The organism is Staphylococcus schweitzeri (genome assembly GCF_002902405.1).
GTDB lineage: Bacteria > Bacillota > Bacilli > Staphylococcales > Staphylococcaceae > Staphylococcus > Staphylococcus schweitzeri.
This window is the reverse complement of sequence record NZ_PPQS01000044.1, coordinates 60303-85780: the sequence shown is the minus strand read 5'-3', so window position 1 is coordinate 85780 and position 25478 is coordinate 60303. Positions and strand designations below refer to the sequence as shown.

General features: G+C 31.6%; 27 protein-coding genes and 2 riboswitches. Of the genes, 11 read left to right on the top strand and 16 right to left on the bottom strand.

Annotation, left to right across the window (positions count from 1 at the left end; genetic code table 11):
• Window positions 1-42: 42 nt before the first annotated feature.
• Complete coding sequence (locus tag CD116_RS10830; RefSeq protein ID WP_047550297.1) at window positions 43-1044, top strand: proline dehydrogenase family protein; 1002 nt, start codon at window positions 43-45, stop codon at window positions 1042-1044.
• A gap of 121 nt (window positions 1045-1165) precedes the next feature.
• On the opposite strand, the gene ribH is transcribed toward CD116_RS10830, so the two are convergent.
• The 5 genes from ribH to CD116_RS10805 form a co-directional block, all read right to left on the bottom strand.
• The gene (gene ribH / locus CD116_RS10825; RefSeq protein ID WP_047426146.1) at window positions 1166-1627 is read right to left on the bottom strand and encodes a 6,7-dimethyl-8-ribityllumazine synthase; all 462 of its coding nucleotides are present in this window, start codon (window positions 1625-1627) and stop codon (window positions 1166-1168) included.
• A 12-nt stretch (window positions 1628-1639) separates the two neighbouring features.
• Entirely contained in the window at window positions 1640-2821 is a 1182-nt protein-coding gene (locus CD116_RS10820) for a bifunctional 3,4-dihydroxy-2-butanone-4-phosphate synthase/GTP cyclohydrolase II (protein ID WP_047550301.1), read from the bottom strand.
• 10 nt (window positions 2822-2831) lie between these two features.
• Window positions 2832-3464: a riboflavin synthase gene (locus tag CD116_RS10815; protein WP_047550304.1), complete on the bottom strand. Its 633-nt coding sequence runs from the start codon at window positions 3462-3464 to the stop codon at window positions 2832-2834.
• A 6-nt stretch (window positions 3465-3470) separates the two neighbouring features.
• Window positions 3471-4514, bottom strand: a complete 1044-nt coding sequence (ribD, locus tag CD116_RS10810) for a bifunctional diaminohydroxyphosphoribosylaminopyrimidine deaminase/5-amino-6-(5-phosphoribosylamino)uracil reductase RibD (RefSeq protein WP_047530693.1) — start codon at window positions 4512-4514, stop codon at window positions 3471-3473.
• Between the two features lie 126 nt (window positions 4515-4640).
• A riboswitch (FMN riboswitch) is annotated at window positions 4641-4776 on the bottom strand.
• Window positions 4777-4975: 199 nt separating this feature from the next.
• A complete protein-coding gene (locus CD116_RS10805) occupies window positions 4976-6478 on the bottom strand; it encodes an FAD/NAD(P)-binding protein (RefSeq protein ID WP_047550308.1) in 1503 nt (500 codons plus the stop codon).
• A 511-nt stretch (window positions 6479-6989) separates the two neighbouring features.
• Here CD116_RS10805 and CD116_RS10800 point away from each other — a divergent pair.
• Window positions 6990-7304 carry an ArsR/SmtB family transcription factor gene (locus CD116_RS10800; RefSeq protein ID WP_047550311.1) on the top strand — a complete coding sequence of 105 codons (315 nt, stop codon included), beginning with the start codon at window positions 6990-6992 and terminating at the stop codon, window positions 7302-7304.
• Entirely contained in the window at window positions 7304-8596 is a 1293-nt protein-coding gene (gene arsB / locus CD116_RS10795; protein WP_047550313.1) for an arsenite efflux transporter membrane subunit ArsB, read from the top strand. The genes CD116_RS10800 and arsB overlap by 1 nt, the downstream gene beginning before the upstream one ends.
• A 245-nt stretch (window positions 8597-8841) precedes the next feature.
• Here the strand turns inward: arsB and sagB are convergent, their stop codons facing one another.
• Window positions 8842-9699, bottom strand: a complete 858-nt coding sequence (gene sagB, locus CD116_RS10785; protein ID WP_047426139.1) for a peptidoglycan release complex glucosaminidase SagB — start codon at window positions 9697-9699, stop codon at window positions 8842-8844.
• A 276-nt stretch (window positions 9700-9975) separates the two neighbouring features.
• Window positions 9976-10200 (bottom strand): hypothetical protein, encoded by a 225-nt coding sequence (locus CD116_RS10780; RefSeq protein WP_000384170.1) that lies wholly within the window; start codon window positions 10198-10200, stop codon window positions 9976-9978.
• A gap of 199 nt (window positions 10201-10399) precedes the next feature.
• Between CD116_RS10780 and CD116_RS10775 the strand changes: the two genes are divergently transcribed.
• Both CD116_RS10775 and CD116_RS10770 read left to right on the top strand, forming a co-directional pair.
• On the top strand, window positions 10400-10876 hold the full coding sequence (locus CD116_RS10775) for a sigma-70 family RNA polymerase sigma factor (protein ID WP_047530707.1): 477 nt from the start codon (window positions 10400-10402) through the stop codon (window positions 10874-10876).
• Between the two features lie 13 nt (window positions 10877-10889).
• Window positions 10890-11327, top strand: coding sequence for a competence protein ComK (locus CD116_RS10770; protein WP_047426137.1), 438 nt, complete (start codon window positions 10890-10892; stop codon window positions 11325-11327).
• Here CD116_RS10770 and CD116_RS10765 read toward each other — a convergent pair.
• A complete protein-coding gene (locus CD116_RS10765) occupies window positions 11320-11763 on the bottom strand; it encodes a hypothetical protein (protein WP_047550316.1) in 444 nt (147 codons plus the stop codon). The two genes, CD116_RS10770 and CD116_RS10765, sit on opposite strands and share 8 nt — an antisense overlap.
• 284 nt (window positions 11764-12047) lie before the next feature.
• On the opposite strand from CD116_RS10765, the gene CD116_RS10760 reads away from it, so the two are divergent.
• Entirely contained in the window at window positions 12048-12668 is a 621-nt protein-coding gene (locus tag CD116_RS10760) for a CPBP family intramembrane glutamic endopeptidase (protein WP_047550319.1), read from the top strand.
• A 516-nt stretch (window positions 12669-13184) separates the two neighbouring features.
• On the opposite strand, the gene CD116_RS10755 is transcribed toward CD116_RS10760, so the two are convergent.
• The gene (locus tag CD116_RS10755) at window positions 13185-13898 is read right to left on the bottom strand and encodes a transaldolase (protein ID WP_047530713.1); all 714 of its coding nucleotides are present in this window, start codon (window positions 13896-13898) and stop codon (window positions 13185-13187) included.
• 258 nt (window positions 13899-14156) lie between these two features.
• Between CD116_RS10755 and CD116_RS10750 the strand changes: the two genes are divergently transcribed.
• The 3 genes from CD116_RS10750 (at window position 14157) to CD116_RS10740 (ending at window position 15412) form a co-directional block, all read left to right on the top strand.
• Window positions 14157-14459, top strand: coding sequence for a hypothetical protein (locus CD116_RS10750; RefSeq protein ID WP_047550322.1), 303 nt, complete (start codon window positions 14157-14159; stop codon window positions 14457-14459).
• 237 nt (window positions 14460-14696) lie between these two features.
• Window positions 14697-15062 (top strand): fluoride efflux transporter CrcB, encoded by a 366-nt coding sequence (crcB, locus tag CD116_RS10745; protein ID WP_047550431.1) that lies wholly within the window; start codon window positions 14697-14699, stop codon window positions 15060-15062.
• The gene (locus CD116_RS10740) at window positions 15059-15412 is read left to right on the top strand and encodes a fluoride efflux transporter FluC (RefSeq protein ID WP_047550325.1); all 354 of its coding nucleotides are present in this window, start codon (window positions 15059-15061) and stop codon (window positions 15410-15412) included. Before crcB ends, CD116_RS10740 begins: the two co-directional genes overlap by 4 nt.
• A gap of 384 nt (window positions 15413-15796) precedes the next feature.
• On the opposite strand, the gene CD116_RS10735 is transcribed toward CD116_RS10740, so the two are convergent.
• From CD116_RS10735 to metK, 3 genes are all read right to left on the bottom strand, one after another.
• Window positions 15797-16630, bottom strand: a complete 834-nt coding sequence (locus CD116_RS10735) for an aldo/keto reductase (RefSeq protein WP_047426130.1) — start codon at window positions 16628-16630, stop codon at window positions 15797-15799.
• A 260-nt stretch (window positions 16631-16890) separates the two neighbouring features.
• A complete protein-coding gene (locus CD116_RS10730) occupies window positions 16891-17799 on the bottom strand; it encodes a nuclease-related domain-containing protein (protein WP_047448369.1) in 909 nt (302 codons plus the stop codon).
• A 124-nt stretch (window positions 17800-17923) separates the two neighbouring features.
• Window positions 17924-19117, bottom strand: a complete 1194-nt coding sequence (gene metK, locus CD116_RS10725; protein WP_047550330.1) for a methionine adenosyltransferase — start codon at window positions 19115-19117, stop codon at window positions 17924-17926.
• A gap of 105 nt (window positions 19118-19222) precedes the next feature.
• A riboswitch (SAM riboswitch) is annotated at window positions 19223-19333 on the bottom strand.
• 154 nt (window positions 19334-19487) lie between these two features.
• Between metK and pckA the strand changes: the two genes are divergently transcribed.
• Window positions 19488-21080, top strand: a complete 1593-nt coding sequence (gene pckA / locus CD116_RS10720; protein ID WP_047530727.1) for a phosphoenolpyruvate carboxykinase (ATP) — start codon at window positions 19488-19490, stop codon at window positions 21078-21080.
• A 262-nt stretch (window positions 21081-21342) separates the two neighbouring features.
• Here pckA and CD116_RS10715 read toward each other — a convergent pair whose 3' ends face one another.
• Window positions 21343-22089, bottom strand: a complete 747-nt coding sequence (locus tag CD116_RS10715) for an alpha/beta hydrolase family protein (protein ID WP_078101751.1) — start codon at window positions 22087-22089, stop codon at window positions 21343-21345.
• Window positions 22090-22093: 4 nt separating this feature from the next.
• Window positions 22094-22567, bottom strand: coding sequence for an RNA deprotection pyrophosphohydrolase (gene ytkD / locus CD116_RS10710; protein ID WP_078101747.1), 474 nt, complete (start codon window positions 22565-22567; stop codon window positions 22094-22096).
• A gap of 66 nt (window positions 22568-22633) precedes the next feature.
• Here ytkD and yidD point away from each other — a divergent pair, with 66 nt between their 5' ends.
• The gene (gene yidD / locus CD116_RS10705) at window positions 22634-22891 is read left to right on the top strand and encodes a membrane protein insertion efficiency factor YidD (protein WP_047550339.1); all 258 of its coding nucleotides are present in this window, start codon (window positions 22634-22636) and stop codon (window positions 22889-22891) included.
• Here yidD and menC read toward each other — a convergent pair.
• Together menC and menE are read right to left on the bottom strand one after the other, a co-directional pair.
• Window positions 22888-23889: an o-succinylbenzoate synthase gene (gene menC, locus CD116_RS10700; protein WP_047550341.1), complete on the bottom strand. Its 1002-nt coding sequence runs from the start codon at window positions 23887-23889 to the stop codon at window positions 22888-22890. The two genes, yidD and menC, sit on opposite strands and share 4 nt — an antisense overlap.
• A gap of 4 nt (window positions 23890-23893) precedes the next feature.
• Window positions 23894-25372, bottom strand: coding sequence for an o-succinylbenzoate--CoA ligase (gene menE, locus CD116_RS10695; protein WP_047550344.1), 1479 nt, complete (start codon window positions 25370-25372; stop codon window positions 23894-23896).
• Between the last annotated feature and the right edge of the window lie 106 nt (window positions 25373-25478).

Sequence of the window (25478 nt, the reverse complement as noted above, 5' to 3'; positions counted from 1 at the left end):
ATGCTAAACTTATTGTAAACACAAGGGTTTGGAGGAGTAGCAATGGCACTATTAAAGAATTTTTTTATCGGATTATCTAATAATAGTTTTTTAAACAACGCAGCTAAAAAAGTTGGACCTCGTATGGGTGCAAATAAAGTCGTTGCCGGAAATACAATTCCACAATTAATCAATACAATTGAACACTTAAATGATAAAAACATTGCTGTTACTGTTGACAATTTAGGGGAATTTGTTGGAACAGAAGAAGAAAGCAATCATGCTAAAGAACAAATTTTAACGATTATGGACGCGCTTCACCAACACGGTGTAAATGCCCATGTGTCTGTCAAGTTAAGTCAATTAGGTGCTGAATTTGATTTAGAATTAGCATATCAAAATTTAAGAGAAATTTTACTTAAAGCAAATAGTTACAATAACATGCATATTAATATTGACACTGAAAAATATGCTAGTTTACAACAAATAATTCAAGTTCTTGACCGATTAAAAGGTGAATTTAGAAATGTTGGCACAGTTATCCAAGCTTATCTATTTGATAGTCCAGAACTTGTTGATAAATACCAAGATTTACGCTTGCGTTTAGTTAAAGGGGCTTATAAAGAAAATGAGGCAATCGCGTTTCAATCTAAAGAAGATGTAGATGCAAACTATATTAAAATTATTGAACAACGTTTGTTAAATGCTCGCAATTTTACATCTATTGCGACACATGACCATCAAATTATTAATCATGTGAAACAATTTATGAAAAAGCATAATATCGAAAAAGATCGTATGGAATTCCAAATGCTTTATGGTTTTAGATCAGAATTAGCAGAACAAATTGCGAATGAAGGATATAACTTTACGATTTATGTACCTTATGGAGATGATTGGTTTGCATATTTCATGAGAAGATTAGCAGAACGCCCACAAAACTTATCGTTAGCCGTTAAAGAATTTGTAAAGCCAGCTACAATAAAGAGAGTTGGAATTATAGCAAGTATTGGTGCTTCTATTATGTTGGGTGCATCCTTAGTCAAAAAATTATGTCGTAAATAAATATAAACAAATGTTTAGGACAGTTAACTATTGTATAAATAGATAAACTGTCCTAAACACGTTATCGTCGTTTTATCTAGTATTTCAATCAATTAGACCTTAAATCATATGATACAAATTTCTAATTAATTGTTTTTAATAAATTTGCCATTTCAATTGCACTTACAGCTGCTTCTGCACCTTTATTACCTGCTTTAGTACCAGCTCTTTCAACTGCTTGCTCAATACTTTCTGTCGTTAATATACCAAAAATTACTGGTACATTTGTTTGATCATTAACTTTAGATACACCTTTCGCAACTTCATTACATACATAATCATAATGTGATGTCGCACCACGTATCACACATCCTAAAGTAATTACAGCATCATAATTCCCTGAAGTTGCTAGCTTTTTAGCTACTAATGGAATTTCAAACGCACCAGGTACATATGCTACATCTATATTATTTTCCTGAACATCGTGACGGATAAGTGTATCTTTTGCACCTTCCAATAATCTACCAGTAATAAAATCATTAAATCTACTTACTACAACTGCTATTTTCAAATCTTTACCTATTAATTTTCCTTCAAAATTCATGTTATTATCCTCCTATATCAAATGACCCATTTTTATTTTTTTTGTTTCCATATAATCATGGTTATGTACCGTTTCAGGCACAATGACTTCGATTCTTTCTGCGATATTAATACCATATTGCTTTAAACCTTCAAATTTACTTGGGTTATTACTTAATAAACTGATTTGTTTAATTTTAAAATATTTTAAAATTTGTGCTGCAATATGATAATCTCGTAAATCTTCATCAAAACCTAAAGCTAAATTCGCAGTTACAGTATCATATCCTTGTTCTATTAATTCATATGCACGTAATTTATTTAATAAACCTATACCTCGACCTTCTTGCGGTAAATAAATAATCATACCACCATTGTCATTAATATATTTCATAGATGCTTCAAGTTGCGCACCACAATCACATCGTTGACTATGGAAAATATCACCAGTAAGACAAGCTGAATGCAATCGAACATTTTCATGTTGTCGAATTGGACCTTTAGAAAGTACCACGATTTCCTCATCTGTAAAGGTAGCTTTAAAGCCATACATATCAAAAGTTCCAAAGTCTGTAGGCATTTTCACTTTTGCTTTAAATTCAATTTCTGGTTCTAATTTTTTACGATATTCAACTAGGTCCTCAATTGTTATCATTTTCAGTTGATGTTTTTCTTTAAATTGTTGTAAATCCTGACCTTTGGCCATTGTGCCGTCATCATTCATTATTTCACAAATAACTCCAGCTGGTTTGGCACCAGTAAGCCTTGCTAAGTCGACAGCCGCTTCAGTATGCCCATTTCTTTCTAATACACCTTTATCTTTAGCTACTAGGGGAAACAAATGACCAGGACGATTAAAATCATTGGCAATACTACTTGGATCTATTAGTTTTTTAGCAGTTAATGTACGTTCAAATGCACTAATACCAGTTGTAGTATCAATATGGTCGACACTCACAGTAAATTGAGTTCCATAGACATCCGAATTATCTTCCACCATTTGTACTAATTCTAATCGTTCTGCAATATCTTTAGACATAGGTGCACATATGAGGCCTCTTCCTTCTTTCGCCATAAAATTAATAGTGTGATCGTCCATCCATTCAGTGACTGCAACTAAGTCGCCTTCATTTTCACGATTTGCATCATCAACCACGATAATTGTTTCACCATTTTTCAAAGCTACTAAAGCACTCTCTATATTATCGAATTGCATAATACCCCTCCTAAAATCCAAATGCTCTTAATTTATCCGCAGATAAATGATCGTTATTTTTATTTAAAATATTTTCAACATATTTAAACAATACATCTGTTTCCAAATGTACATGATCACCTATTTTCTTTGACGCTAAAATGGTAGAACGTCTTGTTTCGGGAATAAGGTGAATATCAAATGCATGTTGGTGCTTATCAAAAATTGTTAAACTCACACCATCTACGGTTATTGAACCTTGTTTAACCAATTGTTCAATAATATTGTTAGGACATTGGATAGAAATAATTTTGGCATTTGTGGTTTCGTTTATTTTAGAAATTGTTCCAAGTTCATCGACATGACCTAATACAAAGTGACCACCAAACCTACCGTTACCACTCATTGCACGTTCTAGATTCACTTCAGACTGTCGTTTCACATCTGATAAATAGGTTTTATTTTCAGTACCTTTAATAACTTGTACAGTAAAAGATGTTGGATTAAAATCAATAACCGTTAAACATGCACCATTCACACTAATCGAATCACCAATATGCATATCTTCAATAATTTTATGTGCTTCAATTTCAATCGTTCTAACAGATTGACGAATTTGTACACTTTTAACGACACCTATTTCTTCAACGATGCCAGTAAACATGCATCATCACTTCTTTCGTAAAGTTAATTTGACATTTTGATTTAATAACTCGGAATGAACAATTTCAAATTGATTTGTGTCTGGAATTTCCATCACTTTATCCGTTTGATAAAATTGATAATTTCCAGATCCACCAATTAATTTCGGGGCAATATAGAGAATAAGTTCATCTATAAAATTAGATTGGAGAAATTTTGAAGTAATCGTTGGACCTGCCTCGACTAGCAAGGTACCAACACCTTTTTTATATAAATTATGAAGTATTGTTGTTAAACCACATGACTTCAAGTAAATAATTTCAATATGTGTTTTATTCGTTGTTAAATTTGGATTTTCAGTATATATCCAAATTGGCGTTGATTCATCTTGATAAATTTGTTTGTTAAAATTAATATTTCCGGACTTTGACAAAATAATTTTTATTGGATTTTTTCCATCTTGAATACGTGTCGTATACTGTGGATTATCTAATTCGATTGTGCCACGACCTGTTAACACTGCGTCATGGCTATGTCTTAATTTATAGACATCTTGTTTGACCTCTTTATTTGTAATCCATTGACTTTGTCCATAGTCATTAGCTTGTTTACCATCTAAACTTGCTGAAACTTTTATAGTTACTTGTGGTACTTGCTTTGCTTTTGCTTTGAAAAAATCTCTATACAAACGTGTCGCACGTTCATCATTAACACATTCTACTTCTATACCGTTAGCACGTAATGTATCGTCACCATGTGTATCTAACGAATCATCTTTTGTAGCATAAATTACTTTGGAAATTTTGCACTCAATGATTTTATTAATACATGGTGGAGTAGAACCAAAATGACTGCATGGTTCTAATGTGATATAAATACTTGCACCAATAGCATCTTGCTTTGCCATGTCTAAAGCTTGAACTTCTGCATGTTTGTCACCTTTTTTCAAGTGTGCACCGATACCTACAATTCTACCTTCTTTAACTACAACTGCACCAACAGGAGGATTAACACCTGTTTGCCCTTGTACCATGTTCGCAAGTTGAATCGCGTAATCCATAAATTGACTCAAATTATCACCTCTATAAACAAAAATCCTCACATCAAAAAATCAGATGCAAGGAGTAAAAATGTATCATTAAATAAGCCTATTTGTAATTAATTTTCAAATACGCTACATTATCTGTGTCGATAACTGATATTCTTTCTCCCATCCAGACTTTCACTGTCGGCTCTAGAATCTCACTAGATCAGCCACTAATATGCAAAATATTAGTGGGTCGCAGGCTTAATTTACTGCCGGTTGGGAATTGCACCCTGCCCCGAAAGAATTATATATGAAATTGTTATAGATTATTTGAGTTTGTAGTATGTCTACTACGTCTAAAATGATACTATATGTTTTCAGAAAATACAATTAATGACAATTTTAATTTAATCTGAGAAGTAATGGCATAGTTCTTTTTAACACACATTAAATTAAGCAATCAATTCATCTCTATATCGTTTTCTTTATTATCTTTTAATTACAACTTATTGATTATCACGTCGCTGCTGTTGTTCGTTTAATTCTAAAGTATCGTATAATTGAGACACCGTATGTGCAACTTGTTCTACTATCATTTTCACACCATTTCGTAATTTATTAACACCGTTTGTCATTTGACCTATGGCAATCATATTTGATAAAGTTCCAAACCTTGGACTTATAACTTGATTGGTTTCCGGTATGATTTGTATGCCTCCCATTAGATGTGCTTGTACAATTTGTCCATTTTCAAGATTTTTAATTAATTGATCATCTTCATCTAATTCAGATAAATGATTTTTTGCACCAGTGGCATTAATCACAACATTAAATATGTCTGCTGATTCTTGGTTTTTATACGAAAAATAATACAAATTGTCATCATGTTTCACATCTTCTAAATCTTTTTTCAATATTAAAGACTTATTTTCTAATAATTCAATAATTAGTTCAGCAGTTCTTGGAGGCATTGGATTTGAATTTAATTGAATCACCTTTGAGTATTTTTGATTAAATTGGTGTTGATCTTCAATACTCAAACTATTCCATATCCAATTTAAATTCTCTTTCAATTGTTCAATAATACTTTGGAAAATCCCCATTTCTGTTGGATGCGCTAAATCATACTTTAAATCTGCTATATGATTTCCTGTGCGTCTATGCACTAATTTTTTAAAATCAATTTCATATTCAGCACATTCTTTTAAAAATAAAGAAACTAAAGTATCAAGCGGTGCATTACCGTAATGATGTTTTTTAATTTTATTTAATTTGTCTTTAGTTAAGTACTTGAATGTTACGTCTATCATTGTCCCCCTTACACTTGGTAAATGAGCAGAACGACTCGTCATTGTAATTGGTAATTTCGGATGATGAGCAGCAACATAACGAACAACATCTAAGCTTGCAAGACCTGTGCCAATAATCGCAATATCGTCAAATTCATTTACTTCATCTAAAGTATTATAGGTTGGATAAGGCGTAGCGATGTAGCCTTTTTTACCCTTTAAATTATATGGATCATGATAGGCAAATGTACCACATGTTAAAAATACATAATCATACGCTTGCCATGATTGTTCTGAATCTGATGTACCAATGTAATAAGTTAAATTTGTCTCATCGATATTAGAATTTGTATAAATCTCTTGAACTTTATTATAATTAGTTGATATGTTTGGATATTTTTTCATGAACATAGATAAATAAGATTTCATATAATGTCCGAATACAAATCTCGGTAAATATGCAGGTTCATCAAACTTAAAATCGGTTTGTTGTTGGTACCACTTCCAAAATTCTGATTCGTCATCTAAATTTAAACTCATCTTTTTAGAAGGCATATTGATCAAAAGTTCTGAACTATCATTTTGAAATGGTACGCCTTGTCCCATATTAACTTTGTCATCGTATAAATCTAAATCTAATTGTTTAAACTTAGGATGCTTAACTAATTCTCTTAAAACACTTACTCCAGCAGTTCCCATTCCTATAATTGCTACACGCATAAATCATCCACCCTTTAGTAATTCAAAATATTGCAATACTAGTATTATAAATAATCATATCAATTTGACTTATTAGTTTAAAATTAGTTAGTGAAACTTACTCTAATGTTATCAAATAAAAACTAGAAGCTTTCATTCAATAACAACAATAATGTTTGTGTTAAAATATTAAAAACGAGGTGATCAAAATGAAATTCATAGCAAAAATTTTAATCTCGCTAGTCATACTATTTATGATTTTTAGTCGTAAAAATAAAGCTTCTTAATTAATACCCTAGAATATAAAATAAATTCAAAAAATGGTAATTGGCCTTGATATCTTAACTTGGCTAGTTACCTTTTTGTAAATAATAACGATAATACATTATGAAATATCTTTATTGAGCGAGCCGATTCTCAACGTTATAGCTCGTATTGTTCTTTTATGCTATTGTCTAAAAATAATAAACGGCAATACATAGACACATATCTATATAGATGATAACCTATTTAAAGCCTAGGAGGATTTGTTATGTCATATAAAGAACTAGCTAGATTTTTAAAAATTTTATCTACTCCGAGTAGATTAGAAATATTGGATTTCCTCTCTTGTGGTGAATTATGCGCTTGTGATTTACTAGAGCATTTTCATTTCTCTCAACCTACACTAAGTCATCATATAAAAGCATTAGTTAAAAACCACTCAGTTACAACACAAAAAATAGGAAATAAACACATGTACCAACTTAATAATGATCTTTTTGAGTCTGTAATTAATAATTTGGCTATGGTTCACATCTCAAATCAACGATATATTTGTCATAACCTTAAGACAGGTGGATACTAATGATGACAACTTCAGCGATACTCATTTTTCTGGTAACTTTAATATTTGTATTATGGCAACCTAAAGGTTTAGATATAGGAATTACTGCTTTAATCGGTGCCATCATTGCTATCGCTACTCGTGTTGTAAGTTTTTCCAATGTTTTCGAAGTAACAGGTATTGTTTGGAATGCTACATTGACTTTTGTCTCTGTTATTCTTATTTCATTAATATTAGATAAAGTAGGATTATTTGAATGGTCAGCTATCCACATGCTTCATGCTTCTAAAGGTAATGGTTTGAAAATGTTCATTTATATCATATTATTGGGTGCCGCTGTTGCTGCATTTTTCGCAAATGATGGTGCAGCCTTAATTTTAACTCCGATTGTATTAGCAATGGTAAAAAATATTGGGTTTAACAAACGTGCAATATTCCCATTTATTATTGCAAGTGGTTTTATTGCTGATACTACATCTTTACCATTAATCGTCAGTAACTTAGTAAATATCATTTCTGCTGATTATTTTAATATCAGCTTTGTTCAATACTTTATTCGAATGATTATTCCTAATATATTCTCGCTTTTAGCAAGTATTCTCGTATTATGGTTATATTTTAGAAAAGCTATACCTAATAAATTTGATACAAGAAATATAAAAAATCCTAGAGAAGCAATTAAAGATATGAAGCTTTTTAAGATTTCGTGGGTCGTATTAGTCGTATTGCTTTTCGGATACTTAATAAGTGAATTCATCAAAATTCCAGTATCAATATTTACTGTTATTATTGCGTGTACCTTTTTACTATTAGCTCGAAAATCAAACGCAGTAAGTATCATACATGTAATTAAAAATGCACCGTGGAATATTGTTTTATTTTCAATTGGCATGTTTATTGTTATTTTTGGCTTGAGAAATGCTGGAATCACTTTAATATTAGCTCAAATTTTGTCCAATATTTCAAATTATGGACTATTTAACACTATTATGGGTATGGGATTTTTATCAGCCTTTTTATCAGCTCTTATGAATAATATGCCTACAGTTTTAATAGATGCCATTGCTATAAACCAATCAAATGTCAATGATATATTAAAAGCAGGCTTAATCTATGCAAATGTCATCGGTTCAGATTTAGGCCCTAAAATCACACCAATTGGCTCTTTAGCTACATTATTGTGGCTACACGTTTTAGCACAAAAAGACGTTAAAATTTCGTGGGGATCTTATTTTAAAACAGGAATTATGACTACAATTCCAGTACTATTTATAACTTTATTAGGGTTGTACCTATCGTTAATTCTTTTTTAAAAAGGAAAACTGGGGATTTAATGACCCTGTAGATAAGTCTTGGTCAAAATTTCAACTAGTGAGAGACAAGATTTAAATTGCAACCGGAAATTTTAAATCAAAATAAAGGTTCAATAATAGCAAATATCAAGGAAATGGCTCAAAAACTTTATTTTCAAGAACAAAAATACGCTTTCTACTTCATTGAGATAGAAAGCGTATTTTTGTAATGGAGCAAGTCAGATTATGACTTATCCCTTATTAAATTATTGTTTGTTTAAATGTTTGCTATCATCTTTATACACAAAGTATTTAAAGTATTTACCTTCTGTCTTCATGTTCTTATAAAAGTCAGCGATAATTGTTGCATTACTTTCTGCCCACTTAATATCAGTAGCATATTGATGTTCCCCTGGATTTTTAGGATTCCATCTCATACTATATAATGTATTTTGATCTGTGCTTGATAAGAAGTGTTTATGAATGAAATCAGCACCGCCTGAAATAGCCTTTTCAGGTGTATCCCAACCATGCTTTTTAGCATATTCAGCACCTGTTTTGATTGGATCTTTATCAAGTGCCCCTACGCCGTAGAAATTGTAATATTTTTTTCCGTCTATTTCCACTCCATTAGCTAATTCACTTTTAACAGCGCCAGTTTCTAATAATGCATGTGAAATTAAATAAACTTCATTAACGTGCTTATCTTTAGCGGCTTTTAAGAAATCATCCGTATGTTTCAATAACGTTGGTCTGTCTACTAGCATACGTTTAATTCTATTTTTATCAATCCCTTGATACTTAGATAAATCTAGGAATTGATATTTTTGCTTTTTATCATCAATAAAGCTACCACTATTCATTGCACTTTTAATTTCAGTTGCAGATGCATCTCTCCATGCATCATTCTTTTTATTTGATACCTGTTGACTCGTATAATTGTTTATTTGTTTCTTTGCTGCATCGTTTAATGTAACATTTAACTTTTCAATCTTAATGTCTGATTTAACATGTTTGAAAAATATCTGGTCTGATATCATTGAGAAAAATAAAAATGAGACAACAGCAAATATGACAACAAGTCCTATTATTCCAAAAATAGAACCTTTCTTGTGTTTATTCATATCCACACCTCTTAGGTCATTGTTGTTATACATTCAGTTTGACTACGATAATAAAGTTTAACATTATTAAAACCGTTTAACAATTTTATCTATGCTTTGTTACATATTCATAAATAAACAGTAATGTAAATGAAACGTTTTAAACGATTCATAAACATAAGCAACCTCATTTTTATACATCACTGACGTAATTTTTTTATAAAACTTTTTAAAATTTTAGTAAGGATACTAATAATACGTTAAGCAATTCTATAACTTGCTTTTAGCTATCTATTATTATTTAGTTTCTTTTTTATAATCCATCATGATAAAGCTGGCAGCATTTGATCTATTTTTATAATAATACTGGTTTAAATCAATTGTACCCTCTATTTGACCATCACGATACATCATTTCATTATTAAAATTATTTATCATCACGAAATCAGCACGATCTCTTATAACATCTAAATCATCGTTTCGTGCGAAAAAATGTTCTAAATTTAAATGTGCGTAATCCATTGTTACCTCCCGATTACAAATTTTGTTCAATTTACTATATAGCAAAGTAATGATATATCAAATCACATTAATTTAATTACTTATGTCTTCTATTTAACACTTAAATTAGCGATTACGCAAATGAATAATTTTCAAAAATACTCTATTATCATTTTATCCGGAAATATTTCGCTATACGTGTAGCATGGAGATATATAATTTGGAATTTAATGATGTATTTAAAGAGCACCACAAAATCATTCACCATCTTTTAAAAAAATATAACATTAAGTATAATTATGATGAGTTTTATCAACTACTTTTAATAAAAATGTGGGAATTGAGTCAAATATATAAACCCTCAGTCAACCATTCTTTATCTTCATTTTTATTCTTACGCTTAAATTTTTATCTTATTGACTTATTTCGCCAACAAAATCGTTTAAATGATGTGATTTTATTAGAACACAATTCATCAATATTATTAGAACAACCTGTATATTGTAGTGACTTCGAATTATATTTACAAGACATATGTAAGGTTTTGAATTGTAGAGAAAGACAATGGCTGAATCTATATCTTGACGGATATAAGCAATACGAAATTGCTAAATTCATGTCATTATCAAAGTCAACAATTAAATTAATCAAGGTATCTGTTAAGCGTAAATGCTATCAAATTTTTAATCAGCTTTAAAGGAGTAATCTATTTGCAAGTTATTTCTACTAAACATTTACTTTATATCAAAACTGCATCATCGAATCACATTAAAACAGATTGTGTTTTCCTAAACTATAATTATCATCTTCCTATTTCAATAAACAAATTAGTCGCATATTATGCAAAACTTCATTTAAAAACACCAGAATTACAAATTGAAACCGCTAAAAACCTACTAAATATTAATAAATTAATTCCTATTTACCTTGACCAAAAAGTGATACTTTTCCCTATAAAACAAAAGCGTGCACCGATACAAATTTATATCAATGCACACTATATTATCGGTATGACCGCTAAAAATGATTCAACTTTAATACACTTTAAGAAAGGCATTACTTTAGAAGTTGACGAGCCATTTTCCCTTATATCGAAAAAATGTCATGAAAGTCTAGCGCTAAAACATTTTATTGAACATATTATTTAGAATTAAATTTAAGTTCTAGCAATTTCTTAGTGAAGTATGATGTTGCGATTTTAATAAAATAAATGCTGACAAACATTAATAAAATCGCCCCAATGATAGTAAATATAACAACTGTTGTCGATAAATCCACCTTTGGATTAACGAAGAATTGCATTCCTGATAGGCTAGTTATTAATCCAAATAAGAAAATGCCCAGTAATGCAACATACGCAAAAATCATCATAACTAATATTAAAAACATACTATAGCTTTTCGCATCTTTATCTTCAAAAATGTATTGACGTAAATAAGCATTAGCATATGTAATTGGCTTGTTTACATTTACATTGTCAGATTCTGAGATTGATGCCAAATGTTGATCTAAATCATGTTTTTCTTTTTTATTTAAAAACCACAATTGCTTTTTTACTTTTTTATCAAACAATTTTTTACTCATAGTTAAGGATTTCTCTCCTTTGATTTTTTGACCTAATATTAAAATACAAAGTCAAATTACATTGTATTTTATATATTTTACAGAAATGTGAGCGTCAAATCTACAAAATTCGCTATATAAATTCTTTTATGTTAGTAAGAAGGTACAAAATCGAATAAGACATATACTATTACGTTTGAAGATTTAAAGTGCCTTTAAATGCATTTGTATTTTTCATATAATAAATATAGTTTTAAGGAAACACATAAATCTAATGAAATTTTATAATTTAGGAGAAATAAGTTATGTTTAAAAAATTCAATCAATTCTTTTACGATGATTTATCGGTTGTTAAAGGAAATTATTTCCTGAATCTAATCAAAAGCTTGTTCATTATCCTCATCCTACTAATAGGGTTTGTTGTCAGTGATTCTAAGTTATTTTATAGTGTCTTTATTGTATTGATAGGTATTATTATGATGAAAATATTCAAAATAAATTTACTCTCTTTAGAAAAATTAACTTTGTCTCAAATTATTTATATTATCTGTGGCACACTTTTAATATATGGATTAGATAATCTGTACTTACATTTTCATGACGTACCAACCAATGAACAAGAATTAGATCATGAATTACAAAATACTCCATTATATATTTCTATATTCACAATTGCCATTATCCCTGCAATTGTAGAGGAAATTATTTTTCGAGGCATTATAATAAGAGTCATTTTTAGAAAACATTTGTTTATAGGGTTAATTGTGTCCAGTCTAGTTTTTGCATCATTGCATGAATCCGAATCTTGGATAGGATATTTACCTTATTTTTATTCGGGTTTAATTTTTGGCTATAGTTACTTGAAAACAAAACGATTAGAAGTACCAATTTTAATACATTTTATAAATAACTTCTTAGCTATTTAATCTTAAAATCATTCAGCTTTATAAAATGATAAATATTTATTTATTTTGAAATTCGCATCATAAAAGCAATCTTATAGCAAAGTATTAATAGATGACTTTCCATATGTTATTGTCCATTTTACCGTCTGTAATTATATAAATTCCAAAAAGAAGTTTAGGACATAAATCAATGTCCTATCCTCTAAAATGTTATATTAGCAGTAGTTGACTGAACGAAAATGTGCTTGTTACAAGCTTTTTTCAATTCTAGTCAGGGGCCCCAACATAGAGAATTTCGAAAAGAAATTCTACAAAAAATGCAGGTTGGGGTGGGGCCCCAACACAGAAGCTGACGAAAAGTCAGCTTACGATAATGTGCAAGTTGGGGTGGGACATCGAAATAAATTTTGTAAAAATATCATTTCAGTCCGCCCTTCTCTTAGTATATTATTTAACTATTTAAATAAAACTATAAATTCGCATCAATTGAAAACCCCCATAAGCACAATGCCTATGGGGATTTTTATGTGTTTTATATTATAAAATTGAAAGTCCTGAACTTTGAATATCTTTTGCAAAGCCTTTAACAGTGTCTACTGGTAATTCATTAATATCGCGACCTAAGTTTGTATTAACTTTTTTAACAACATCTGCTGGGCATGTAATAATGTCTGCACCAATTTCATCAGCTTGAATAACATTAAATAATTCACGGCAACTTGCCCATAATAATTTAACGCCTGCTTTGCTGTGTGTAATTTTCACTGCCTCTTTCATTAATGGTAATGGATCAACACCTGTATCTGCAATTCGTCCTGCAAATACTGAAACATACGTTGGTACACCTTCAGTTACAGCTTCTGTAATTTCTTTAACTTGTTCGATAGTGTATACCGCAGTTACATTTAATCTTACATTGTCAGCTGAAAGTTTTTTAATTAATGGAATTGTTGACTCACCTTTTGTATTAACAATTGGAATTTTAACAAAAACATTGTCACCATATTGTTTTAAAATAGCTGCTTCTTTTTCCATTGTTTCTAAATCATCAGCAAATACTTCGAATGAAATAGATGCATCTGGAATTTCTTTCACAGCTTCTTCAGCAAATGCTTTATAATCTGTAACACCTGCTTTTGCCATTAAACTTGGATTAGTAGTAAAACCATCCACTTGCTTATTTTTATAAGCTGCTTTCATTTCTTCAATATCTGCACCATCTGCAAATACTTCAACATTTAGTTTAGCCATATAATATAGCCTCCTTGGTTATTATTAAAATTTTAACAACATCTGCATGTCTTTTTCTTACTACCATTTGTATAAAATGATTTTTATTTCTTTGTTATATAAAACATTTATATCACGCTTTTATAATATATAGCTAATTTTTTGCCTAGAAAATAAATAAATTACTTTTGCAACATTGTGTCAAGATAGTATTTAAACTATTGTTTTGTGTTTGTTTATGATACGATATGTAAATGATAACCATCCAGGAGGTCAAGCATGTCTCGTTCAAAAAAACACTTTTACTTTTCTAGCTTAATGATTATTTTAAGCTTTTTCTTTAATACAAATAATGTTTTTCTAAGTGGATTTTTTAATTCATTCATAAAATTAATATTCTTCTGCAGTGTTGTGAATTCAATCATTCTTATTTTGGCGATTATTTTTGCAGATCGATCAATAAAAGCATTAAAACCTGATGCTGATTGGATTAGAGTTGCCAGTAAAAGTTTACCATGGATTATTTTAATTGTAATTTTAGTTCATATTTTTTCAATCGTTCATACATTTGGCTTAATTTAAGTCACATCACAAAAACATTTATATGAATTTAAATTTAATTTAACATCAAAGTAAATACCATTGGCTTATAACAAAATACCAATGCTTCATAAAATTTATACATCATTACTGTATAATTATAGACATCATGATATAACTATATTGAGGTTTGGCAATAGCGTGATTTTTTATAATCGCAACTTTGTCAAAACCTCATTTTTGATTAAAGACAAAACTTTATCATTCGAGGTGAATCAATTGCAATATGTATATATTTTTATAGGTGGTGCTTTAGGCGCACTTTTACGTTACCTAATTTCATTTCTTAATGTATCTGGTTCATTTCCTGCTGGTACTTTTGTTACGAATTTATTAGGCGCATTTGTTATGGGATTTTTAACTACTTTTTCCATTTCTTTTTTTAAAAATCGTCCAACATTAAAAAAAGCAATTACAACAGGATTTTTAGGTGCGTTAACGACTTTTTCAACATTTCAAATCGAATTAGTACATATGTTTGATCATCAGCAATTTGTAACATTGCTATTATATGCCGTAACAAGTTATGTTCTAGGCATCTTATTATGTCATTGTGGTATGAAAGCTGGAGGTGCCATATCATGATATCTACATTATTAGTTATGATTGGTGGCGGCTTTGGTGCAGTTGTTAGAGGTGCATTAACAGATTATTGTAATGCTAAATTTGCATCACCATTGCCAATCCCAACGCTTATTGTAAACCTCATTGGTAGCTTTCTCATCGGACTAATAATGGGAATGGCAATTTCAAACACGTGGTTATCTGCTCTTTTTGTTTCAGGATTTTTAGGTGGACTTACAACATTTTCAACGTTAGCAAAAGAGCTTACATTAATGTTGCACCCTAAGCTTAGGTTAACACATTTTATCAATTATTCACTTTTACAATTTATTATCGGATTTATTGCCTGTTATATCGGTTTTCATATTTAAAAAAATAATGCTTTATTCAGTAAAGTGACAATCACACATCCCAAACTGGATAAAGCATTTTTTAATTTTGCATCAATCAAAATATAGTGTTGAACCTTTAAGTAATTTTATATTGGTATTTAATATATCGATTAAACCTTTATGTTCAAATCATTATCAATTAATTCTGAACAATCTAATACGCAAATTGATCCTTCTAAAGATTTATCTTCACCATAAAACCGGGATAACCATAACTATGATAAATCAAAAGGAGAAGCTATGTTTAAGTCTCCTGACTCGTTCAACTTTTCTTAGTTAATTGACGCCTACCTTTAATTAATATCGTCTTTGAAATACTTAGAGTTCCAAAAGCATTATTTTTATTCGTCACTCATGATTTAATTAACCTTCAAATGTTTTTGGGTCAGGTCCAATTCTTCTATCCTGATTCAAAGCATCAATTCGTATCATTTGCTCATCTGTTAAATTGAAATCGAAAATATTTATGTTTTCAGTAATTCTTTCAGGTGTGACAGATTTAGGTATCGATACTACACCATGCTGTATGTTCCATTTAATAACTACTTGTGCCGCAGATTTACCTATTTCTTTAGCAATTTCTTTAATTGTTTCATCATCTAATATTTGTGCATTCATCAATGGTGACCAAGATTCCATCACAATATGTTGCGCTTCCAAGTACAATTTCAATTTATGTTGTGTTAAATAAGGGTGAAATTCAACTTGATTAATAACTGGTTTAATTGACACTTGCGCCAACAATGCCTCCAAATGATCAGGCTCAAAATTGCTAACGCCAATATTTCTCACTTCATTATTTTTATATAGGTCCTCCATGCCCTTCCATGTATCAATCATAATTGCTTCGTTTGTACCAGGCCAATGTACCAAGTATAAATCTAAATATGTTAAACCAAGGCGTGATAAACTAGCGTGGTAAGCATTGGCAACATTGTCTCTACCAAAATCTTCAAAATATAATTTTGAAGTAATAAATAAGTCCTCTCTACTTAATCCAGTTGCTTCCAATCCTGCACGAATACCTGCCCCAACTTGCTCTTCATTCCCATACACTTTTGCAGTATCAATGCTACGGTATCCTTGCTCAATTGCATGTTTAACACTTTTCATGCAATTTTCATCATTTTCAACACGAAAAGTTCCTAAACCAATTTGTGGCATTTCATTCCCATTATAAAATTGTTTAACCTCCATTAATAACGCCTCACTTTTTAATGTATTATACCTTGTTATCATAACAAATCTATCTTTATTCATTCATTTAAAAACACTTTTGTCTATCAACCACTAAAATTCTATTTATAATTCCTAAATATAAGTCAAAATGTAAAAAATCTTTTTACTTTATGACTAAATATAATACTTTGTTGTACATAAAGCACAACTCCTTTTAATGTATAACAAAATAAAAAAGCTGAGGTAACAACCATTAAGTCATTACTCCAGCCTTCTATTTAATTGAATGATTCGATTTTGTCCATCATTTGTTGTAGGTCTTCAACATTGTATTGAATACGACCATGGAATACAAATTTGTTAAAGAATTCATCTAATTGCTCGGCACCAACAAGTACTTTTACAGCGCTATTTTGATTATAATTTGAAATCGTTACGTCACCTTCATCTTTAGGATTAAAGTATAAAATTGAAGTTGGCGTATATTTGGCACCCAATTCTTTTTGTAAATCTTCGGCTAATTGTTTAATTGACTCAATTTGATCTGAATAATTTACAAATGATAGTGAACGTTTATCATCATTTTGATCCATAACAATGGTTTGTGGTCTTGATTTATCTAAATCTAACGTATCAAATACTTGTTCCATTGGTGGTAAATCTTTAAATTGACCGCCACTGATACCATTATATACATGACCTTTTAACAATTGAGAATCAATAATATAAAGTCCAGTTCTAGTCAATACTAAATGACTTATGCGTTCAATATTATTAAAGCCATCCTTTGGTAAAAAGATATTTGCCATAATGTGCATATCTTCTGGTCGAATTCGTTTTTCTTTAACTAATCTTTCACGAATGCCAATTAGTCTCATGTCCGTTACATATTCACTATGATTTTTCGAGAACAATTTTAATGCATCAATCTCACGGTCTTTTGTACTAACCATATGGTTGTAATCTTCTTGTTGTTTCGTAATTGTCTTCTTATTCTGAATACGCTCTTTCTCTAAAGCTTCTTCATGAGACTTTTTAATGTTTTGTTCTTGTTGTTCATACTTTTCTTCTGTTTGTCGCTTAACTTTTTTCTTACTGCCTAATGCAATTAAGAAAAGAACAAAAAAGATTAATGCAATAACTACTGCAGTAATGAGTCCAATGACTACTGGTGAAGATAAATCCATCACAACAACGCTCCTTTATAATATATGAATAACTTTAATTATAATAGAAAAGCTAAAGATTTTCGATACATAATATCATTTATATACCGAAAATCTTTTAATTAGCCTTATTTAGTTCGAATCATTACTTAACTGCGTCTTTTAATTCTTCAACTTTGTCTAATTTTTCCCATGGGAATAATACATCTGTTCGTCCAAAATGACCATAAGCAGCAGTTTGTTTGTATATTGGTTGCTTCAAATCAAGCATTTTAATTATGCCAGCCGGTCTTAAGTCAAAGTGCTTTCTTACTGCTTCAACGAGTTGACTTTCAGAAACCTTTCCAGTTCCAAATGTATCAATTGCAATTGAAACTGGTTCTGCAACACCAATGGCGTATGCTAATTGAACTTCACATTGATCTGCTAAGCCCGCTGCAACTATATTTTTAGCAACATAACGTGCAGCATATGCAGCTGAGCGGTCTACTTTTGTTGGATCCTTACCACTAAAGCAACCACCACCGTGACGTGCATACCCTCCATAAGTATCAACTATAATTTTACGTCCTGTTAATCCAGCATCACCTTGAGGTCCACCAATTACAAAACGTCCTGTTGGGTTGATGTAGAATTTAGTTTGTTCATTAATCAAGTTTTCAGGAACTGTAGGATAAATGACATGGGCTTTAATGTCTTCTTGAATTTGCTCTAATGTCATATTTTCAGCATGCTGTGTTGAAACGACAATTGTATCAATACGTACTGGGTTATCATTTTCATCATATTCAACAGTGACTTGAACTTTACCGTCTGGACGTAAATAGCTTAATGTACCATCTTTACGCACATCTGATAAACGTTTAGCCAATTGATGTGATAGATAGATAGCTAAAGGCATATATGTTTCTGTTTCGTTTGTTGCGTAACCAAACATTAATCCTTGGTCACCTGCACCAGTAGCTTCAATTTCTTCTTCGCTATCTTTATCGCGATATTCTAATGCTTTATCCACACCTTGTGCAATGTCAGGTGATTGTTCATCAATCGCAGTTAAAATTGCCATTGTTTCATAATCATAGCCATATTTTGCTCTAGTGTAACCAATTTCTTTAATTGTTTCTCTAACAACTTTTGGAATATCAACATATGTTGTTGTAGAAATTTCGCCGGCGATTAATGCCATACCTGTTGTAACTGTAGTTTCACAAGCTACACGTGCATTTGGGTCGTCTTTTAAAATAGCATCTAATATTGCATCTGACACTTGGTCAGCGATTTTATCTGGGTGTCCTTCTGTAACAGACTCTGAAGTAAATAATCGTTTGTTAGTTAACATAGTTTGCTCCTTTAAATTTATATTACGAAAATTCTCTCTCTGTGAGCTAAATAAAAAAGACCTTCTAACTATGAGTATAGAGAGAAGGCCTAATACGTCCATTCGCTCTTATCGTTCAGACCTATTTGTCTGCAAACGGTTTGGCACCTTTCTTTTATAAAAAAGAGGTTGCTGGGTTTCATTGGGTCCATGTCCCTCCACCACTCAGGATAAGAGAATCCGTTAAAATTAATAGTACCTAAATAATGAATTAATGTCAATTTTTGATAAATAAATTTGCAGTAAAATATTGTAGATTAATTATGTTAATGTGTTATACTAATTAAATGTAAAGGCTTACATTTAAATTATCGCTTTGGAGGGATTTAGGATGTCAGTAGACACATACACTGAAACAACTAAAATTGACAAATTATTGAAAAAACCAACGTCACATTTTCAGCTTTCGACGACACAACTTTATAATAAAATTTTAGATAATAAGGAAGGCGTATTAACAGAACTTGGTGCTGTTAATGCTAGTACTGGTAAATATACTGGTCGCTCGCCTAAAGACAAATTTTTTGTCTCAGAACCTTCATATAGAGATAACATTGACTGGGGAGATATCAATCAACCTATCGATGAAGAAACTTTCTTGAAGTTATACCATAAAGTATTAGACTATTTAGATAAAAAAGATGAGTTATATGTTTTCAAAGGTTACGCAGGTAGCGATAAGGATACAATGTTAAAACTTACAGTCATCAACGAATTAGCTTGGCATAATTTATTTGCTAAAAATATGTTTATCCGACCTGAATCAAAAGAAGAAGCTACAAAGATTAAACCAAACTTTACTATCGTTTCTGCCCCACATTTTAAAGCAGATCCAGAAGTAGATGGTACTAAATCTGAAACATTTGTCATTATTTCATTTAAACATAAAGTAATTTTAATTGGTGGTACTGAATACGCTGGCGAAATGAAAAAAGGTATCTTCTCCGTAATGAATTACATATTACCGATGCAAGATATTATGAGTATGCATTGTTCAGCAAATGTTGGTGAAAAAGGCGATGTAGCATTATTCTTCGGTCTATCTGGCACTGGTAAAACAACCTTATCAGCTGATCCGCACCGTAAACTAATTGGTGATGATGAACACGGATGGAATAAAAACGGAGTCTTTAATATAGAAGGTGGTTGCTATGCAAAAGCAATCAATCTTTCCAAAGAAAAAGAACCACAGATCTTTGACGCAATTAAATATGGTGCGATTTTAGAGAATACTGTCGTTGCTGAGGACGGTTCAGTAGACTTCGAAGACAATCGCTACACTGAAAATACGCGTGCGGCTTATCCAATTAATCATATAGATAACATTGTCGTACCATCAAAAGCAGCACATCCAAATACAATTATTTTCTTAACTGCGGATGCATTTGGTGTTATTCCGCCAATTTCAAAGTTAAATAAAGATCAAGCTATGTACCACTTCTTAAGTGGTTTCACATCTAAATTGGCTGGTACAGAGCGTGGTGTTACAGAACCTGAACCGTCATTCTCGACATGTTTCGGCGCACCGTTCTTCCCGTTGCACCCTACTGTATACGCTGATTTATTAGGTGAACTTATCGATTTACATGATGTTGATGTTTATCTTGTTAATACTGGATGGACTGGTGGAAAATATGGCGTAGGACGTAGAATCAGCTTACATTACACACGTCAAATGGTAAACCAAGCAATTTCTGGCAAATTGAAAAATGCTGAATATACAAAAGATAGTACGTTTGGTCTTAGCATTCCAGTAGAAATTGAAGATGTTCCTAAAACTATTTTAAATCCAATTAATGCTTGGAGCGACAAAGAGAAATATAAAGCTCAAGCAGAAGATTTAATTCAACGTTTTGAAAAGAACTTCGAAAAATTTGGTGAAAAAGTTGAACATATTGCTGAAAAAGGTAGCTTCAACAAATAAATTTGAATACTAAATAAAGAGCCAACCGCTGTTACAGTCTAACAATGGTTGGCTCTTCTCATTTTATATAGTAAAAAATTTGCAGGCATTTTGTATAGTTGCTTTTCAACGCAACAATAATTATTTAAGGTCATTTTCATGCTAAATTCAAATCTCTTATTTAATCTTGTTCCCCCTCTTAACTTAAAGCACTATTATTAACTCAACGCATATATCATATCTTCAAAGATTGATAGTTAACATGTGCTATTCACATCTCGTACTAGCTATTCAACTCAACTTTGCTCATAAAACCTTTAATATAAGCCAATGCTTCAAACATGGCTGGTGGTCTTGGCACATGCCCTTCTGCCATTTGATAGAACGTGTCAAACTTTGCACCTTTTAACTCTAGTTGCTCTGCTAAATGATTCGCATGTTGAATACCAACTTGTTTATCTTCTCCTCCATGCACAATTAATATCGGCGGACTCTTTTTATCTATATTTGGAATAGCTTGGCGTACCTCATATGCTGCTTGATCTTTTTTCGGATGACCAATCATTCTCCTAAGCATACCTCTTAAATCGACACGTTCTTCATACATTAAATAAATATCTGAGACACCGCCCCAGATTATATAACTTGTTACTGGTAAGTCTTGAAATGTCAACAACCCTTGTAAACCACCTCGCGAAAAACCAATCATATGAATAAAAGCTTGCGGATATTTATCATGTAGCAAGCTTAATAATTCAGTCACATCATTTAAATCGCCACGATAAAATTCATCTCTACCTTCACTACCATTGTTACCTCGGTAGTATGGGCCAATTACTAAAGTATGCTCATCTGAAAATTGCATTAATCTACCTGCGCGCACACGTCCTATTTGCCCTTTGCCACCTCGTAAATAAACTACAATCCGTTTAACATCATGATGTGGTGACATCATTAAAGCTTTTACTTGAAAATCATCTGACAAATATGTAACTTCTTCGAATTGATGCGTAAAAGATTCAATTGGCATTCGTTTACGTTTGATAAAATCCAAGTGATTGCACCCTCTCTACGCATTTTAAAATGGTACTATCTTGAAGTAAGAAACTTTGTTGTGCTTGTTCTATATCTCTGACACTGTTAAACAACACTGGTCCTGCTGTTTCTAAATAATTGTTCTTACTAACTATTGATTCAACTTCGATAAAATATACATCTTTTACAAAATCTGTTTGATCGTTCGTTTCAATAGTATATTGTGCTATGTAATGAATACTTTTAACTTTGGCACCTGTTTCTTCATATAATTCACGTGTCACTGCTTCGGCACTACTTTCCCCGTGTTCCCTTTTACCACCAGGAAATTCAATACCTCGTACATTATGTTTGGTAAAAAGTAATTGGTTTTCAAACTTCGGAATAGCTAGTACATGATTGCCATCAGCTATCTCATTGTCCTTTTTAAATGTTAAATTGACTTGACGATTATCCTTATCCCTAAACTTCACACGCATCACATCCCTACATTGTATGTTAATATATTAGTTAATCACTAATTGTTGGAGGCATTAATTATGAAAAAGATATTTTTGGCAATGATTCATTTTTATCAACGTTTCATTTCGCCACTCACTCCACCAACTTGTCGTTTTTATCCAACTTGTTCAGAGTACACTAGAGAAGCGATTCAATACCACGGTGCTTTTAAAGGTCTTTATTTAGGCATCCGTCGCATTTTAAAATGTCATCCGCTTCATAAAGGTGGCTTTGACCCTGTTCCATTAAAAAAAGACAGGTCAGCATGCAAACATTCACATAAACATGACCATTAATATGGTTGTAAATGCGTTATATCTACTAAAGGGGGGCGAAATTCGAGTCGTCCCTCTTTTAATATGCCTGAACGAGCAACCACATCTTGTTCAAAATAATAACCTGCTGGTGTAACATCTCCAGGATAGTCACCATTACAAGCAAGCATCGCTGTAAAATAACGGCTTAAACCATATTCATACATGCCACCAATTACTACCTTTACACCGTACTTTTTCAATGTCTTCATAGCGATTTCCACTTTATCAATGCCACCAAGTCGAAATGGCTTTAGTACGACAACACCCACATTATATTGTTCTATTAAATTAATAATGACCGGCAACGATGTCGCCTTTTCATCAAGTGCGATTGGAGGTATTTTTTCATCCACTACTTCATCAAGCATTGAGATATCTTTAAACGGCTCTTCTATATAAAGAACATGTTCACGTGTTAATGACTCTAACTGTGCGAGGTCTTTACGAGACAATGACTCATTTGCGTCTATAACCAATTGAAATTGAAAGTCCAATTTCTGTAACGCTCTAATTTGAATCATAATTTGAGGCGTCCATTTTAATTTAATTCTGGCTGGCTTTGTTGCTTTCAATGACTCTAATTGTTTATTTGATAAGCCGCTCGCTGTCGCACCATATGCCACTGAAAATGAAAATAATGTATGAAACATTTGATATATTGCCATTACAATAGTTGCCCTTGCAGCAGGCGCATTTTCTAAAGGTGCTAATAATTCAAGTGCTGCTTCATACGTTTCAAATGATTTATTTCTATTATCTTCGAACCATTGCTCAATCACATGTTTCACAGTTGCAATGGTTTCACGATCATACCAATCTGTTTGAAAAGCGTTACATTCTCCGAAATATGAATATCCTTTGTCATCAATCAATTCGATAAACAAACAATCACGATGCGTTAAAGTGACTTTCGGTGTTACAATTTGTGACTTAAATGGCTCACTATAGTTATAAAAATGCAAAGCTGTCAACTTCATCAAATCATCCTCTATACAACTTATTTCTTTGTAATTTACCTGTTGATGTATAAGGTAAAGTATCAACCTTTTCAAAGTGTTTCGGTACTTTATATTTCGCTAAATGTTGTGATAAATATGCAATCAATTGTGCCTTAGAAATGTCATTTTCACTGATAAAATATAATTTAGGCACTTGTCCCCAAGTATCATCAGGATGCCCTACACATACTGCATCACTGATACCTGGAAATTGCTTCGCTACCGTTTCAATTTGGTAAGGATAAATATTTTCACCGCCACTTATGATTAAATCTTTACGTCGGTCATAAATCATGACATAACCTTCATGATCTATTTCAGCAATGTCACCCGTATTAAAATAACCATTTTCAAACGTATCCGTTAAATCAGATGGATACAAATATCCATTCATCACATTGGCGCCTTTAATCATTAATTCTCCATGACCTTCTTTATTAGGATTTTTAATTTTCACGTCAACATTGGCACTTGGCATCCCTACAGTGTCAGGACGTGCGTGCAACATTTCAGGTGTTGCTGTTAAAAATTGCGAGCATGTCTCAGTCATACCAAATGAATTATAAATTGGCAGGTTATATTGTAATGCCGTCTCTATCATTGTGGCAGATAATTTAGCACCGCCAAGTAATATTTTTTGTAAATCATAAGGTTCATGTAAACCTTGATGCATAAGCCATTTTAAAGTTTGTGGTACAAGCGAAATGTGTGTGATGCGTTCATTTTTAATTATCGTTAAAATTTGTTCAGCATTGAACTTATCAACAATGCGCACAGTAAACCCTTCAATAACAGCTCTTAAGATTACACTGAGACCCGAAATATGATAAATCGGCAAGACAGATAGCCAATTAGTATCATGATTATATCCCAAGCTATCTTTACATCCGATTGCACTGGCATAATGATTACGAAACGTTTGCGGTACCGCTTTTTGAGGGCCAGTTGTCCCCGATGTAAACATAATCGATGCAATGTCATCTAAATTAAAAAATGTATTTAATAAATTAGAGGTTGAATCACGTTGCACCACAGTTTCGTTCGATGTATCATATTGAACGTCCATTGTGTTGCCCAGCAAACCGTTCATTGTAATATCCGTACCTTCGAATTCATTATCATCCAGCGATACAATTTGAAACCCTCGCAATTCCAGTGGCAAGGTACAAAAAATCAATTGTACATCTATTGACCTCATCTGATTCGTCATTTCATTCGGTGTCAATCTTGTATTAATCATTGCAATTTCAATATTAGCCAGCCAACATGCATGAATTAAAACGGCAGATTGAATGGAATTATCTATGTATAGTCCAACACGCGACTGTTGATAAATTTTCAGTTTCGTAGCCAAACGATACGCCTTAAGATATAAATCTCGATAGGTGTAGGAAACTTGACCATCAGTAATCGCAATATGTTGGCCATTTTGTTGTGCTTGTTTATTTAACCAAAAATCCATACTCTATTCCCCCATATTCATTTACATTATAATTATAACGATTTTATGACATTCTAGCAGTGGTTATGTTTAAAAATATAAAAAAGTAGACGCATTGATTCATTGA